Source organism: Acetobacter ghanensis, from assembly GCF_001499675.1.
In the GTDB taxonomy this organism is placed as follows: domain Bacteria; phylum Pseudomonadota; class Alphaproteobacteria; order Acetobacterales; family Acetobacteraceae; genus Acetobacter; species Acetobacter ghanensis.
On record NZ_LN609302.1, the window covers coordinates 2,126,929 to 2,141,399 of the forward strand.

A 14,471-nucleotide genomic window follows, 5' to 3' on the forward strand; every position below is an offset into this window, starting at 1 on the left:
TGGATATGTTCAGTCAAAATGAATGGTCGGCAGCCAGGATTTTTCCTGATCCAGCCTTTTTTCATAAGTTGTAATGCTGGCTTCGCGCTGGAGGGTCTGGCCAATATCATCCAGACCTTCGAGCAACAGATGCTTGCGAAAAGCGTCTATCTCGAAGGGGACTTCCTCACCATTCGGGCGAATAACAACCTGACGCGGCAGATCAACCGTCAGACGAGCGTTGCTGCCCATCTGGGCATCGCCCATCAGTTCATCGCAGATTTCCCGCGGCAGTCGAATGGGAAGAATGCCGTTCTTGAAGCAGTTGTTGAAGAAAATATCAGCAAAAGACGGCGCAATAACGCAGCGGATACCAAAGTCCAGCAACGCCCACGGCGCATGTTCACGCGAGGACCCGCAACCAAGATTGTCATACGTAATCAGAATTTCGGCTTTGCGCCACGGCTGCTTGTTCAGCACAAAATCCGGATTTTCCTTGCCATCCGGCAGGTAGCGCATGGCATCAAACGCGTGCTTACCCAAGCCCGTGCGCTGCGTGGTTTTAAGAAAGCGGGCCGGAATAATCTTGTCTGTATCAATATTGGCTTCCGGCAGAGCCGCGGCAATAGCAGACAGCGTGACGAACTTTTCCATTATGCCAGTTCCCTCACATCGGTCAGGCAGCCTGTAACGGCAGCGGCGGCCGCCATGGCTGGGGAGAGCAGATGCGTGCGCCCACCCGGCCCCTGCCGCCCTTCAAAGTTACGGTTGGAGGTGGATGCGCAGCGCTGGCCGGGGGTCAGGCGGTCCGGGTTCATGCCAAGGCACATGGAGCACCCTGCCTCACGCCATTCAAAACCTGCATCCAGAAAAATACGGTCCAGACCTTCTTCTTCAGCCTGCCGTTTAACGTTGCCCGAACCGGGCACAATCATGGCCCGCACACCCGGAGCAACCTTGCGCCCAGCGGCAATCTGGGCCGCCATGCGCAAATCCTCAATCCGGCTGTTCGTGCAGGAGCCAATAAACACTACATCCACAGGCGTACCGGCAATTTTCTGCCCTGCTTCAAGGCCCATATAGTCCAGCATACGCTGCATCTGGGCTTTGACCGCTTCATCCGTTTCCTGCGCCGGGTCGGGCACCGTATCCGTAATGGAAAGAACCGTTTCCGGGCTAGTGCCCCATGTCAACGTCGGGCCAATATCCTCGGCGCGCAGGGTCACTTCCCGGTCAAAGTGGGCACCATCATCCGATGCGAGCGTCTTCCAATATGCAACCGCCTGCTCAAACGCTTCTCCCTTAGGGGCGAATGGGCGATTACGCACATATTCGAAGGTTGTTTCATCCGGGGCTACAAGCCCAGCGCGGGCACCAGCCTCGATTGCCATGTTGCAGATGGTCATACGGCCAGCCATGTCCAGCCCGCGAATGGCCGAACCAGCAAATTCAATAACGTGGCCTGTGCCGCCTGCCGTGCCAATATGACCAATAATAGCCAGCATAATGTCCTTGGCGGACACACCAGCACCCAGCGTACCTTCCACATTGACGCGCATGTTTTTGGCAGGCCGTTGCAGAATGGTCTGCGTCGCCATGACGTGTTCGACCTCGGACGTGCCAATACCAAACGCCAGCGAGCCAAGGGCCCCATGCGTGGAAGTATGCGAGTCACCACACACAATGGTCATACCCGGCAGGGAAATACCCTGTTCCGGCCCAACCACATGCACAATACCCTGATTGGCGGACAGGAGCGGAAAGTAAGGAACACCAAATTCCTTTACATTACGTTCCAGCGTTTCAATCTGGTTACGGCTGTCCTCTTCCTCAATCGGCTGACTACGGTCAGAGGTGGGCACGTTGTGGTCCACAACAGCCACGGTTCTATCCGGGTGGCGCAGTTTGCGCCCGGCCAGACGCAGGCCTTCAAATGCCTGGGGACTGGTCACCTCATGCACGAGGTGGCGGTCGATATAAAGAATGGAGGTGCCGTCTGGAAGAGTTTCCACGACATGATCGTCCCAGATCTTGTCGAACAACGTACGCGCAGCCATGCGCATCCTCCTTACCTTTATATCTGTGCGAACAGCCTGAACACTCTGCTGCCTGCACCCTGTTTTATCAGAAAGACCCGACTGGCCACAGACCAGTCGGGTTCACACAAGCCATGTCTGGCATCGTGCCCAAAAGCCTTCCGGCTTTTAGCCTGCTGCTGCCGGAGCAACAACTTCACGCGGGCGTTCTGCAATACGGGCAGACTTACCGCTGCGGCCACGCAGGTAGTACAGCTTTGCGCGACGCACTTTACCACGACGCACAACCTTAATTTCGGCTACGGTCGGAGCGTACAGCGGGAACACGCGTTCCACGCCTTCACCGTTGGAAATCTTGCGCACCGTGAAGTTGCTGTTCAGGCCCTTGTTGGAGCGGGCAATGACCACGCCTTCGAATGCCTGAAGACGAACGCGCTCGCCTTCCTTAACACGCACGGAAACACGCACGGTGTCACCGGCATCAAAAACGGGCACTGCGCGTGCGGCTGTCAGACGTTCAATTTCTGCAGCTTCGTACTGCTGAATAATGTTCATGTCGGTATCCTTCTCAAACCCCTAGGTCTGCCTGTGCGGCCCCGCCCACAGCTGCAGCCCTGTTTCCATTCTTGCGAGCCAGCCAGGCAGACCACAGATCCGGCCTTCTTTCCCGCGTTGTCTCTTCAGCCCGTTCCTGACGCCACTGTGCTATGGCAGCATGATTACCCGAAAGCAGAACTTCGGGGACCTCATGCCCCTCCCATACAGCCGGACGGGTATAATGCGGATATTCGAGCAGCCCATCGGAAAAACTTTCCTCAACGCCACTCTGGTCACTCCCCATTACACCGGGAAGCAGACGAACACACGCATCCAGCAAAACCAGAGCCGCAGTCTCTCCACCAGAAAGGACATAATCCCCGATGGAAACCTGCTCGACACCCCGCGCCTGCAAAAAGCGCTCGTCTACTCCTTCAAACCGGCCACACAGCAGCATAACGCCCGGTCCGGCGGCATAACGCCGCACATCGGCCTGCGCCAGCGGACGCCCCCGCGGAGTAAGATACACACGCGGTATATTGGCAGCGGCCTGCGTTGCGGCAAGTGCCGCATCAGCCACATCCGGACGGATGACCATGCCTGCGCCACCACCAAACGGGGTATCATCCACGGCGCGATGGCGCCCCAGACCATGTTCCCGCAGGTTTTCGGTACGGCAGGTCCACACCCCATTCTCCAGCGCACGCCCCGCAAGGGACAGCCCCAAAGGCCCCGGAAACATTTCCGGGAAGAGTGTAACAACAGTGGCCTGCCAGCTCATGCTGGCACCCCATTCTGCCGTTTGCCGACGCCACGCCCTTCTTCCCCCGAGACTTCCTCGGGACGAACAACAACAATGGTCCGCTCATCCAGCCTGACTTCCGGCACGCAGGCCTTGGTAAAGGGGACAAGAGAGCCATCGCTCAGTTCAAGGCTGGCACCAGCACCGTAATCATGGACCATGATAACACGCCCCAGAGAAAGACCTTTTTCGAACGCTTCCATACCGATCAGATCAGCATGGTAGAATTCTTCTTCCTCTGGTTCCGGCAGGCTGGAGCGCGGCACATACAGGCGGGTATTAACCAACGCCTGCGCCACAGTCCGGTCCGCCAGAGGTTTGCCATCAGCATCCCTAATCTCGGCAACGCCATCCGCACCGCACCAACGCAGGGACCAGCGGTGGCCCTGCCCGTCCAGCAGACCCTCATACTGTTCCAGCGTAGCAGGGTCGGCCGCATAGGAATGCACGCGCACAAGGCCACGCACTCCATGCGGTTTACCCACAACACCAATCAGGATGAGGTCAGGCTGCATAACTGGCTCTGATCAGTTCAGGCTGTGGCTTCTGCTGCTTTAGCGGCAGCGGCTGCACGTTCCTGTGCCTTCTTCTTGGGAGCAGATTTTTTGGGCTGCTCGCTGAAGCTCGGCTTCGCAATAAGACCGGCATTACCGAGGAAGCGGGCAACACGATCGGTCGGCTGCGCACCCTGGGAGAGCCAGTGCGTGATGCGTTCGTTAACCAGACGCACGCGTTCAGCGTGGTCGGACGGCAGCATCGGGTTGTAGGCGCCCACTTTCTCAATAAAGCGGCCATCACGCGGGCTGCGGCTATCTGCCACAACAATGTGGTAGTAAGGACGCTTCTTGGCACCAGCGCGGGCAAGACGAATTTTAACACTCATTCGGAATACTCCAGACCGAAAAACAAAACCCGGAAAACTTAGGCAGAAACAGGCCGCATTAGCGGAAGGGAGAACCACCGGGACCACCCGGCGGGCCTCCACCCATTCCCTTAGGCATGAGCGCAGACATTCCCTGGCGCATGAGACCTTTCACGCCCAGTTTGTTAAAACGCTTCATCATTGTGGACATCATATCGAACTGCTTGAGCAGCTTATTGACGTCCTGAACTGTTGTTCCCGACCCTGCGGCAATACGCTTTTTGCGCGAGGCCTTGATGATCCCCGGCGCACGACGTTCGCCACGGGTCATGGAACCGATAATGGCAAGGTGCTTTTTAAGGACGGACGTATCAAGGTCCTTGTCCCCCAGCGCTTCCTTGACCTTACCCATACCCGGCAACATTCCCAGAATACCGGAAATGGAACCAAGCTTGTTGATCTGGCGGATCTGGGATGCGTAGTCATCCAGATCGAACTTGCCAGCCATCATGCGCTGGGCCAGACGCTCACCTTCTTCATGGTCAAGCGTATCAGCCGCTTTTTCCACAAGACCGGCAATATCACCCAGACCCAGAATACGGCCAGCCACACGCTCGGGATGGAACTCATCCAGCGCGTCCAGCTTTTCACCCGAGCCGGTCAGCTTGATGGGTGCGCCGGTAATAGCCTTCATGGACAGGGCCGCACCACCGCGCGCATCACCATCCATACGGGTCATGACCACACCGGTCACACCCACGGCCTCGTTAAACGCCTTGGCGGTGTTTACCGCGTCCTGCCCGGTCATGGCGTCCACAACCAGCAGCGTTTCCGCCGGGTGTGTTACGTCCCTGATCTGGCGGACTTCCTCCATCAGCGCTTCGTCAATGGACAGACGACCCGCTGTATCGAGGATGACGACGTCATATCCTTCCTTACGCCCGACATCGAGCGCACGCTGGGCAATTTCTACCGGCGCCTGACCCGCAATAATGGGCAGGGAGGTTACACCCGCCTGCTGAGCAAGCTGAGCCAACTGCAACTGGGCCGCGGGACGCTGCGTATCGAGCGAGGCCAGCAGCACCTTCTTGCGCTCACGCGTAGCAAGGCGCAGGGCCAGCTTACCCGATGTTGTGGTTTTACCAGAGCCCTGAAGCCCGACCATAAGCACCGGCACGGGTGGGATGGCGTTCAGGTTAAGGGGGGCAACGCCTGCGCCGCCCAAGGCATCAATCAGCGCATCGTTAACAATTTTAGCAACGGCCTGACCAGGGGAAATGCTCTCCAGCACCTCCTGCCCAACTGCACGTTCCTTAACCTTGTTAACAAAGTCCTTAACAACGGGCAGCGCCACGTCCGCATCCAGCATAGCCAGACGGACTTCGCGCATGGCCTCCATCACATCGGCTTCAGACAGCGCGCCACGTTTGGCGAGACCATCAAAAACCCCGGAAAGCTTGCCTGAAAGAGCTTCGAACAAGTGCAACACACCCCATAACGAGACGCGCCACTGCGCGAACACTCGCGGAGTGGCGGTCCTGATTTGTAACAGGGCTTACGGTACGACCGGGCCCTGAGTCAAGGAACTTCTGTCTTTTACTTCTTCTGGCTGTCTGAGGAAACCTGCTGCTCTGGATGCTGCAATGCGTTCAGCTGGCTGAGCAGGTCATGAATCCGCCGCTGCCGGTCACGCATCTGAGCGAGCTGGTCCGGCGTCAGCACATCATGAATCCGGCTGGCGGTCTGCAAATGCCGCGCCTCCCGCTCTGCCCGCAGGGCCGCCATTTTCTGCTGTACCTGAGCAATTTTGTCCTGATCAAGCGGCCCCGGAGCGGTCAGCAGGTCCTCAATCTGGGCATGAAGGTTTTCAAACTCTTCCTGCGTGTCCTGCGCCTGATCCTGATCATGCGCTTCCTTCAGAATCGTTGTGATCTGGTTGCGCTGCTTGCGGCTCAGGTCCAGCCCGTCCAGTGCATTACCGCCCGGCCCGCCGAACGTGGACCCCACGCCCATGCCACCGCCCCAGCCACCCGGCCCAGCCGCATGCGCCGACAGACCAGAGAGAGAAAGCCCCGCGACCATTGCCGCAGCCAGTACACCATTGCTGATCTTCATGACCTGATTACTCTCCTGAAAAAACAGATACCTCTGTTTGATGTGACCAGAAAAACCATGAAACTCCAAGCCCCCGAACACCTTAGCACCCTTGCGCGCATGGCATTCTGGCACCCGATGCTCAGGGCCGCTTTATAAACGCCTCAAACCGGGCTGCTGTTTCCAGCTCCTGCTGCATACGGGCAATGCGATCCGTCACCTCGGTGTCCTGCCCCCACACAGCCATCTGCTGGCGCTCATCAATTGTTGCGCAGGCAACCAGCTCCTCTACTGTGGCGGCCCCCTCCAACAGCGCCAGCCCAAGCACCAGACTCCCCAAGGCGGGAACAGCTACACCCAGAACGGCCATCTGCGCATCCGTCAGACCCTGCATAACCACCCGGAGCGCCTGCAATGCCTCTGCAGACTGGCAGATGGGCATAACCCCCCGCGTGGTCTGGAATGTCACGCCATAGGTTTTGCCAAGCCATGCCAACCAAGGGTCCCACAGAGCGGCCTGTTCTGCTGCAAGCTTGCTGCTTGCGCCATCCCGGTAGCAGATCAGGTCACTATTGGCGTAAGCCAGCAGGCTTTCCAGAACCCCGGCACGCGCTTGTGGAATACGCTCCAGCATGGACCCGGCAATACCCGTTAGCGGCAGATCGTCCGGCGTAAAATACCCGTCCGCATTCTGCCCCGCAGCATCCCATTCGGCTGCCAGCGCCTCAGCTAGCGCACGCGAGGGCACACACAGCGCCGTCTTGCCGGGTAGGCGCACGCTACGCCCATCCAACTGCACGGCAAAACCGCCCTCCTGCTGCACAATTTCCACCTGCTTCCAGAAGCGTTTGCGCCCGGCTGGCGCCCGCCCGGGCAGACCTGTTGCGCTCCCGCTCACCGGAACAGCCCCAGACCGTGCAGCATGTTCATAATCTTTTCCTCTTTACTGGCTTTTTTCTGGACCGTTGCAGGGTTGGGGCCATCAGCCCCTTCCCGCGCCGTGGCAAGGAGGGCCGTGCAGGAAGTTCCCTCGTCCGAGCCACTACCACCTATGGTAATGCCGAACCGCCCATCATTCGCCGATGCCATACTGACCTGCGGATTTGCCCACGGACCTGTAACATGGAGGGAGGATGAGGCAGACGCGCCCCCCAGCAACACCTGCGGCGCCAGTTGCATGTTCAGCTCATGCGTCCCGAGTGTAACACTCCCCTGCCCACGCAGGTGCAGAAAATCGCTCTCCAGCCCCAGTTGATCAATATGGGCCACACCGTCCGCAAACTGCGTGTGCACACCAAAGCAGCGGATGGGCATCTGCCCTTTGACCGGCACCTGCGGCCCAAGCATACGGCGTAAAAGAGCGCTGCCTATGCTACCATCCACCACAGACGCACCCAGATGCCCCGTCAGGCTGTTGCTACGGGCTGCTGCCGTGTCCCCCTGCGCTGATAGCGCCCCTACAAGCTGGACAGTCCCCTGCATATCCGGGGCAACGTGCAACCAGCTCTGCACCACAGCCAAAGGCAGGAACACGGAACGGGCAGAAGCCTCCACCTGCGGCTGCCCGCCGGACAGATCATAAACAAGGCGCGCCACCTGCTGCTGGCCATTGCCCACGGCATGAATGGGGTCCAGCGCCAGTCGGCCATTGCCAATGGCAACATGCGTTTGCACCTGCGACCATGCCACACCCTGCCAGTTCATGGCCTGAACCTGCACATCTCCGCTCATGGTTACGCCATGCAGCACATCGGCCAATGTGTGGTTTTTAAACAGCGGCTGGGTTTTGTCGCTCTCCACATGGCCCGTTACCGTCAGGCCAGATACATCCGGCCATTGCGCACCAAATGCCAGATGGTCCAGCCTGCCCTGCACATCCAGCGCGGAATGTGCGGCGCTGACCGTGCCCTTGGCCTGCACTGCCGTATCGCCCTGCGTCAACGCCAGATCGACCGGCGCTTCGGCTTGAGCCTGCATCTGCATAAGCTGTTGCAGACTTCCGGCCGTTCCATTCAGGCCAACCGGCTGCGTACCCATCTGACCATCCACATGCAGGCTCAGAGGGTCTTCTGGTGTAGCGGCATCCACCACTACACGCGTAAGTGCCGCCTGTGGCAGCCAATGTGCCAGATCGACCCGGCCCGTACGCACATGCAGGCTCTGAACCTGCGGTGCATCCCCCCGACCACCCACTGTCAGATCCACCGAGAGATTTTGCCCATCCGGCAGGCTGGCATGAGGGAAAAAGACATTCAGGTCCTGCAACTGCCCAACAGACCCGCCGAGATGCAGATTGTACACGCGTTCATCACGCGGGGCGTTAATCACACCATCCAGATGAGCCATGCCAATGGAATGCCCATTCTGGGTCAGGTTCAGCCGCAGTTGCATGGGCAGTTGGGCACCCAGCGGCCAGAATGGGCCTGTCTGCCCGGTCAGGCTAAAGCGCCCAGCCCCTTTTTCGCCCTGAATGTCCAGATCAGGGGCCGTGCCATCCAGCCCGCGCACACGTGCCCGGCTCAAACCGAATGTGCCCGAACGATGGGTTAACGCATCGTCCCACTGCACATTGGCCTGCAAAACCGTCAGGTCGGATACGCCCACATTCCAGTGCATCTGCGGCGCAACGGATTGGGATGTGCTACCCCCCTGTTCCGTCGTGGTGGGAGGGGTGAGCAGCCAGTCCGCCCGGCCATCACTCAGGCGGCGCAATGTCACCTTTGGGCCAATAACGCTGACATTTTCAAACGCGATACGGTGAGAAAATAGCGGCATGATGGAAAGCCGGGCACGCACCTGCTTGACCGCCAGCGCATCCGGGCCGCCATCCTCCACGCCGGACAGACGCACATTCTGCGCCTCCACCCACGGGAAGGGCAGCACCCACACATGCAGCGTGCCGATGCTCAGATGACGCCCCGTGCTCTGTTGCACGGCATCACTCAGCCGGGTTTTGAGCCACGTTGCATCCTGCGTTGCGGAAAAAATCGTCCCGCCACCAGCCGCCAGAACCACAACACCCGCAAGCAGGCCGATTTTCCACTTAAACCGCATATTCCCTTTTCTCCCGCGCTGTATCCGTTGTCGCTCAACCGCCCTTGCGCGCAGGGGGAGGCGTTGTTCCGGGGATGAAGCCGAGCGCACGGAAGGTCTCACGCATATGCGGCGGCAGTTCAGCGCTCACAACCAGCCGACCACCCGCGGGGTGCGGCATATCCAGCTCCCGCGCATGGAGGTGCAACTGGTCCGTAAAGCCGGAAGGATGCGCCAACGCCCCACCATATTTGGGATCGCCCAGAATAGGCGTGCCAAGGGATTCGCAATGCACGCGCAACTGGTGCGTACGCCCGGTGAGGGGGGAAAGCCCAAGCCACGAGAACTTGCGGGCAGCCGAATCCAATACTTCGTATACCGTGCGGGCGGACTGGGCGTCCTCATCCTTACGGTCTGCGGCTACAGTAATGGCTCCCGGACCAGCCCCGAGGCGGGCCAGAGGCTGGTCGATCTCGCCCGACAGCGGGTCCGGCCGACCGACAACAACAGCCCAGTATGTTTTTTTTACATCCCGCCCACGGAAGGAGGCCGCAAGCTTGGCAGCCACACCCGGCGTTCTGGCCAGCAGCAGCAGGCCCGATGTATCGCGGTCAATCCGGTGGACCAGCCTTGGGCGCGGGTCTTCGGGGTTTTCGCGCAACCCATCGAGCATCATGTCCACATGGCGGGTAATGCCCGGACCACCCTGCACGGCAAGGCCGGAGGGCTTGTTGAGCACAATCAGGTGCTTGTCCTGATAGACGACCATGCGCTGAATTTCGCGCACCAGCTTGTCGTCCAGCGGGCGCGGCACATCGCGCGAGGGCTTGGCCGCCATGGGAATGGGGGGCACGCGCACGCTCTGCCCCGGCTCCAGCCGGGTGGAGGCCTCCACCCGTTTGCCCTCTACGCGAATCTGGCCTGTACGGCACAGTTTCTGGAGCGCACCCTGGGTAAGATGCGGGTAATGACGGCGGAAATAACGGTCGAGGCGGATGCCGGCCTCGTCCTCGCTCACGGTAAGATTGACAACACTCATGCGCTGATATTCACGACTGGCGCCGTTCCCGCAAGCGGGACCATGTATCCAGCCGATGTTTAACCTCCCGTTCGTAGCCTCTACCCGTTGGATTATAGAAGGTCTGGCGGCGCATGCCATCGGGGAAATAATTCTGCCCCGAGAAGCCTTCTTCCGTATCGTGGTCGTATTCGTAGCCCTTGCCGTAGCCAATATCCTGCATCAGCCGCGTGGGCGCGTTGAGAATATGGGCTGGCGGCATAAGGCTGCCCGTGGCTTTAGCTGCGCGGCGGGCCACGTTATATGCCTTGTAGGCTGCGTTGGATTTGGGGGCGGTGGCCAGATGCACCACAAGCTGGGCCAGTGCCAGTTCGCCCTCGGGGGAGCCTAAGCGTTCATACGTCTCCCACGCGGCCACTGCCAACGGGAGCGCGTTGGGGTCAGCCATGCCTACGTCCTCGGTGGCAAAGCGGGTCAGACGCCGGGCGAGATAACGCGGGTCTTCCCCCCCTTCCAGCATCCGGGCAAACCAGTACAGCGCGGCATCGGGGTCCGAACCACGGAGCGATTTGTGCAGGGCGGAAATAAGGTTGTAATGCTCCTCCCTGTCCCGGTCATACAGGACGGCCCTTTTGGCCAGCAGACGGGCCAGAGCCTGCGCATCCAGCGGCTTGGTGTTTTTCAGGCTCAGAACCTGCTCAACCATGTTCAGCAGGTAGCGGCCATCCCCATCTGCCATGGCGCGCAATGTGGCCCGGCCATCCTCCGTCAGCGGCAGGGGATGCCCCGTTTCTTCCTCCGCTCTGGCCAGCAGGGCTTCAAGTGCCGGGTCATCCAGCCGATTGAGCACCATAACCTGACAGCGCGAGAGCAGGGCCGAGTTCAGGGCAAAGGAGGGATTTTCGGTCGTGGCGCCAACCAGCACAACGGTGCCATCCTCCACCACAGGCAAAAAGCCATCCTGCTGCGCGCGGTTGAAGCGATGAATTTCATCCACAAACAAAAGCGTGCCCACACCGCCCTGAGCAAGCTTACGGGCGGAATCGAACGCTTTTTTAAGGTCCGCCACGCCCGAAAACACGGCCGAAATCTGCATAAACCGCAACCCGGCGGCCTGTGCCAGCAGGCGGGCTATAGTGGTTTTACCCACGCCCGGCCCACCCCACAAAATCAGGCTGGGCAGCGTGCCCCGTTCGAGCATGAGCGTAAGCGTGCCCTCCGGCCCAAGCAGATGCCCCTGCCCCACCACATCGGCCAGACAGGTTGGGCGCAAACGGTCCGCCAGCGGCTGGGTTGGCGTGGGCCTGCCGCCAGAGCGTGCGGGCGCGTGCCCACCTGCGGGGGCTGCTGCGCCAAACAGATCATCCCCCGTCATGCTGCTTGATGCCGTGTGCTCATGGCATTCATACCCCCGGTCTCTCAAAATCGGCCCTGTTCGCATTATATCGCCATGCGCTGCGTGCTTTTCCAGTAGGGTGGCTATTCTTCCGGCTGTGCGGGCAGGTCAAACATGCTGGCGGGAATATCCGCCCCCGGATGCACATCAAACAGGGTAACCCGTGTCTCGCGCCCCTGCGCATCCAGCACACTCCACGACCGCAGGGCCAGTGGGGTTTCGTAAAAAACCAGTGTCAGGCTGCCATCTCCGGGGGAGGCCGTGCGCACCAGCCTGACTGCAACCAGCCCGGCCTCGTGCCGGAACGCGGTAATTGTTACCCCGTCTGACAAACTGACATGCTGGGCCAGCAGCAGCCCAAGGGGAGTGCGGTCCATGGGGATAACCGTGGTCTGGTCCAGTTGGCTGTCGCGGAACACAACCTTGCCCTGACAGGCTACCAGCAGCAACGGAGAAGGCGGGTCATACGCCAGCCGCATCTGCCCCGGTCGCTTCATCCACACCGTGCCGGTTGTGCGTTTGCCCTCCGCATCTATCTGCTGGATACGGGCCTGAAATGTGAGCGAACGGTTGAGCGCCTGCTCGATCTTAGCGACCCATGCCCGGTCAGCGGATGAAAGGTGCGCGGGCACGACGGAGGAAGACGTGGCTTCCGTTTCCGCCGCATTGCCTGCCTCCTGCGCGCACGCAACCCCTGTGGACAGGACCAGACCGGCACTCAATGCTGCAACAGCGCGAAAAACAATGTTCATAAACGTGGCATCTCACTTTGTAGGGCCAGCAAAAAACGCAACGACCTCAGACAGCCAGCAGACCAACAGCCAGAGCCAGCGCAATGGTCAGGCCAATTTCCCGGTTGGAGCGGAACTGCGCAAGGCACAATGCCGGACGGGACGGGTCAACCGCCGCAGCCTGACGCCAGAAGAGCACGGCAGGCAACAGCAGAGCGGGCCAGAACAACTCCCCAGCCCCCGCCAGCAGACCGGCCACAACCAGCAGCAGCACCGTAAGCCCGTAACACACACCAATAAAGGAGCGCGCACGGCCAACCATAAGGCGCGAGGTAGACTTAACGCCTATGCGGGCGTCATCCTCCATGTCCTGAAAACCGTAGATCGTATCAAACCCAAGCTGCCAGACAATCGTGGCAGCATAAAGAGCGGCCTGTGCCCATGCCAGATGCCCGGCCGCTGCGGCATACCCCATGGGTGCACCGAAGCCGAACGTAAACCCCATGACAAGTTGCGGCCACCACGTAAAGCGCTTGGCCAACGGGTAAAGCGCCACCAGCACCAGCGAAGACACGCCCAGCAGCCAGGACAGGCTGTTAAGCTGTACCAACACGCCCAACCCAAGAGCCAGCAGCACTATAAGGAACGCCGCAGCCTGCCCCATACTCAACGCGCCCGAAGCCAGCGGCCGCCCCGCTGTGCGCGCAACCTGCCGGTCAATATCGCGGTCCCACATATCGTTTACCACGCAGCCCGCCGCCCGCATGACCAGACTGCCAATGCCAAACAGCACAATGAGCCGCACACGCTCCAGCGGTGCAACCCCCTGCGGCAGCAGAATGCCCCATACGCCGGGTAACCACAGCAACCATGTGCCAACGGGCCGATCAAGCCGCGCCAGTAATGCGTAGGCCTGAAGGGAGGGAGGGAGGCGGGCAATCCATCCCGTAACCCGGATGTCGGTATGGCTGGGAGAAGCAGACACGATTCTGATAAGGCCTCTGGTCAATGGTAACGGGCACCGTCAATTCCCCCTCCCTATGCCACAAACTGGCGCTGTCCATAACCTCCTGCCCGCCACGCCTTTGCAAGACCGGGTGTTTCGTGCGTAAACCGACGCAGTTCCTCCGTTATGTGACTAGCCGCAGGATATATGACCGGCATGAATGGCCTCTCCCGCCTCCCCCGCCTGTATGTTGACCCCACCCTTCTGCCCGAAGCGCACGAAGGAGCCCCCTGCCCCATTCTGCCCGATCAGGCCCGTTACCTTGGCACTGTCCTGCGCAAAAAAGCGGGCGATCAGGTGCGTGTTTTCCATGCTGGCATGGGCGAATGGCTGGCCAGCATTGCCGGAATCCGCAAGGACCGTGGCAGTTTTACGTTGGAACGCCAGCTCCGCCCCCCGCACGCCTGCCCGCCACTCCGTCTGGCCTTTGCCCTGCTCAAGCGGGATGCCACCGATCTGGTCCTGCGCATGGGGACGGAACTGGGGGTGACCGAGTTTCTGCCCCTTGTAACGGAGCGCACCAACACACATCGCATCAACCCCGACCGGCTCCACGCCATAGCCCTTGAGGCCGCCGAACAGTGCGAGCGACTGGACATACCCACCGTTGCCGAGGTGCAGACCCTGCCCACACTTTTGGGCAACTGGCCACAACACACAACACTGTTTGCCGCTATTGAGCGGCTGGACGAACGGCCAGCCTCTGGCCCACAGGCACCGCCCCCTGTCGCACAAGGCGACGGACTCCTGATTGGACCAGAAGGTGGGTTGAGTGATGCCGAGTGCCAAACCCTGCTCCAGCGCACCTTTGTAGCCCCGATTTCCCTTGGTTCGCTTGTGTTACGGGCCGATACCGCCGTGGTTGCCGGGCTTGCACTGCTGGGCCACAGCTTGCGCTCTGGCACTGTTTCATCACAATAAGGCATTGCCTCCTGTCTTGCCCCGCAACCGCAAGGCTGTTTTTTTTGGGATACAGA

General features: G+C 60.2%; 15 protein-coding genes. 1 reads left to right on the plus strand and 14 read right to left on the minus strand.

Going from position 1 to position 14,471, the window contains the following annotated elements; translation table 11 throughout:
* Nucleotides 1–9 precede the first annotated feature (9 nt).
* From leuD to ubiA, 14 genes are all read right to left on the minus strand, one after another.
* Nucleotides 10–633: a 3-isopropylmalate dehydratase small subunit gene (leuD, locus tag AGA_RS09940; protein ID WP_059024176.1), complete on the minus strand. Its 624-nt coding sequence runs from the start codon at nt 631–633 to the stop codon at nt 10–12.
* Nucleotides 633–2,036, minus strand: a complete 1,404-nt coding sequence (gene leuC, locus AGA_RS09945) for a 3-isopropylmalate dehydratase large subunit (protein WP_059024814.1) — start codon at nt 2,034–2,036, stop codon at nt 633–635. Before leuC ends, leuD begins: the two co-directional genes overlap by 1 nt.
* A gap of 147 nt (nt 2,037–2,183) precedes the next feature.
* Nucleotides 2,184–2,570, minus strand: a complete 387-nt coding sequence (gene rplS / locus AGA_RS09950; protein ID WP_059024177.1) for a 50S ribosomal protein L19 — start codon at nt 2,568–2,570, stop codon at nt 2,184–2,186.
* A gap of 13 nt (nt 2,571–2,583) precedes the next feature.
* Nucleotides 2,584–3,333 (minus strand): tRNA (guanosine(37)-N1)-methyltransferase TrmD, encoded by a 750-nt coding sequence (gene trmD / locus AGA_RS09955; protein WP_059024178.1) that lies wholly within the window; start codon nt 3,331–3,333, stop codon nt 2,584–2,586.
* Nucleotides 3,330–3,869: a ribosome maturation factor RimM gene (rimM, locus tag AGA_RS09960; RefSeq protein WP_059024179.1), complete on the minus strand. Its 540-nt coding sequence runs from the start codon at nt 3,867–3,869 to the stop codon at nt 3,330–3,332. The genes trmD and rimM overlap by 4 nt, the downstream gene beginning before the upstream one ends.
* 17 nt (nt 3,870–3,886) lie before the next feature.
* Nucleotides 3,887–4,237: a 30S ribosomal protein S16 gene (gene rpsP / locus AGA_RS09965; protein WP_059024180.1), complete on the minus strand. Its 351-nt coding sequence runs from the start codon at nt 4,235–4,237 to the stop codon at nt 3,887–3,889.
* A 58-nt stretch (nt 4,238–4,295) separates the two neighbouring features.
* On the minus strand, nt 4,296–5,696 hold the full coding sequence (gene ffh / locus AGA_RS09970) for a signal recognition particle protein (RefSeq protein ID WP_059024815.1): 1,401 nt from the start codon (nt 5,694–5,696) through the stop codon (nt 4,296–4,298).
* A 116-nt stretch (nt 5,697–5,812) separates the two neighbouring features.
* Nucleotides 5,813–6,331 (minus strand): Spy/CpxP family protein refolding chaperone, encoded by a 519-nt coding sequence (locus tag AGA_RS09975; protein ID WP_059024181.1) that lies wholly within the window; start codon nt 6,329–6,331, stop codon nt 5,813–5,815.
* A gap of 121 nt (nt 6,332–6,452) precedes the next feature.
* Nucleotides 6,453–7,208: an ATP12 family chaperone protein gene (locus AGA_RS09980; protein ID WP_059024182.1), complete on the minus strand. Its 756-nt coding sequence runs from the start codon at nt 7,206–7,208 to the stop codon at nt 6,453–6,455.
* Nucleotides 7,205–9,364 carry an AsmA family protein gene (locus AGA_RS09985; RefSeq protein ID WP_059024183.1) on the minus strand — a complete coding sequence of 720 codons (2,160 nt, stop codon included), beginning with the start codon at nt 9,362–9,364 and terminating at the stop codon, nt 7,205–7,207. The genes AGA_RS09980 and AGA_RS09985 overlap by 4 nt, the downstream gene beginning before the upstream one ends.
* Nucleotides 9,365–9,398: 34 nt before the next feature.
* Nucleotides 9,399–10,382 carry an RluA family pseudouridine synthase gene (locus tag AGA_RS09990; protein WP_059024184.1) on the minus strand — a complete coding sequence of 328 codons (984 nt, stop codon included), beginning with the start codon at nt 10,380–10,382 and terminating at the stop codon, nt 9,399–9,401.
* A gap of 10 nt (nt 10,383–10,392) precedes the next feature.
* The gene (locus AGA_RS09995; protein ID WP_059024185.1) at nt 10,393–11,736 is read right to left on the minus strand and encodes a replication-associated recombination protein A; all 1,344 of its coding nucleotides are present in this window, start codon (nt 11,734–11,736) and stop codon (nt 10,393–10,395) included.
* Between the two features lie 104 nt (nt 11,737–11,840).
* A complete protein-coding gene (locus AGA_RS10000) occupies nt 11,841–12,509 on the minus strand; it encodes a LolA family protein (RefSeq protein WP_059024186.1) in 669 nt (222 codons plus the stop codon).
* 46 nt (nt 12,510–12,555) lie between these two features.
* On the minus strand, nt 12,556–13,473 hold the full coding sequence (ubiA, locus tag AGA_RS10005) for a 4-hydroxybenzoate octaprenyltransferase (RefSeq protein ID WP_059024187.1): 918 nt from the start codon (nt 13,471–13,473) through the stop codon (nt 12,556–12,558).
* A 177-nt stretch (nt 13,474–13,650) separates the two neighbouring features.
* Here ubiA and AGA_RS10010 point away from each other — a divergent pair, with 177 nt between their 5' ends.
* A complete protein-coding gene (locus tag AGA_RS10010) occupies nt 13,651–14,415 on the plus strand; it encodes a 16S rRNA (uracil(1498)-N(3))-methyltransferase (protein WP_059024816.1) in 765 nt (254 codons plus the stop codon).
* Nucleotides 14,416–14,471 lie beyond the last annotated feature (56 nt).

Coding starts and splice junctions, on each gene's coding strand:
- leuD (WP_059024176.1), bottom strand. CDS start 633: ATGGAAAAGTTCGTCACGCTGTCTGCTATTGCCGCGGCTCTGCCGGAA.
- leuC (WP_059024814.1), bottom strand. CDS start 2,036: ATGGCTGCGCGTACGTTGTTCGACAAGATCTGGGACGATCATGTCGTG.
- rplS (WP_059024177.1), bottom strand. CDS start 2,570: ATGAACATTATTCAGCAGTACGAAGCTGCAGAAATTGAACGTCTGACA.
- trmD (WP_059024178.1), bottom strand. CDS start 3,333: ATGAGCTGGCAGGCCACTGTTGTTACACTCTTCCCGGAAATGTTTCCG.
- rimM (WP_059024179.1), bottom strand. CDS start 3,869: ATGCAGCCTGACCTCATCCTGATTGGTGTTGTGGGTAAACCGCATGGA.
- rpsP (WP_059024180.1), bottom strand. CDS start 4,237: ATGAGTGTTAAAATTCGTCTTGCCCGCGCTGGTGCCAAGAAGCGTCCT.
- AGA_RS09975 (WP_059024181.1), bottom strand. CDS start 6,331: ATGAAGATCAGCAATGGTGTACTGGCTGCGGCAATGGTCGCGGGGCTT.
- AGA_RS09985 (WP_059024183.1), bottom strand. CDS start 9,364: ATGCGGTTTAAGTGGAAAATCGGCCTGCTTGCGGGTGTTGTGGTTCTG.
- AGA_RS09990 (WP_059024184.1), bottom strand. CDS start 10,382: ATGAGTGTTGTCAATCTTACCGTGAGCGAGGACGAGGCCGGCATCCGC.
- AGA_RS09995 (WP_059024185.1), bottom strand. CDS start 11,736: ATGACGGGGGATGATCTGTTTGGCGCAGCAGCCCCCGCAGGTGGGCAC.
- AGA_RS10000 (WP_059024186.1), bottom strand. CDS start 12,509: ATGAACATTGTTTTTCGCGCTGTTGCAGCATTGAGTGCCGGTCTGGTC.
- AGA_RS10010 (WP_059024816.1), top strand. CDS start 13,651: ATGAATGGCCTCTCCCGCCTCCCCCGCCTGTATGTTGACCCCACCCTT.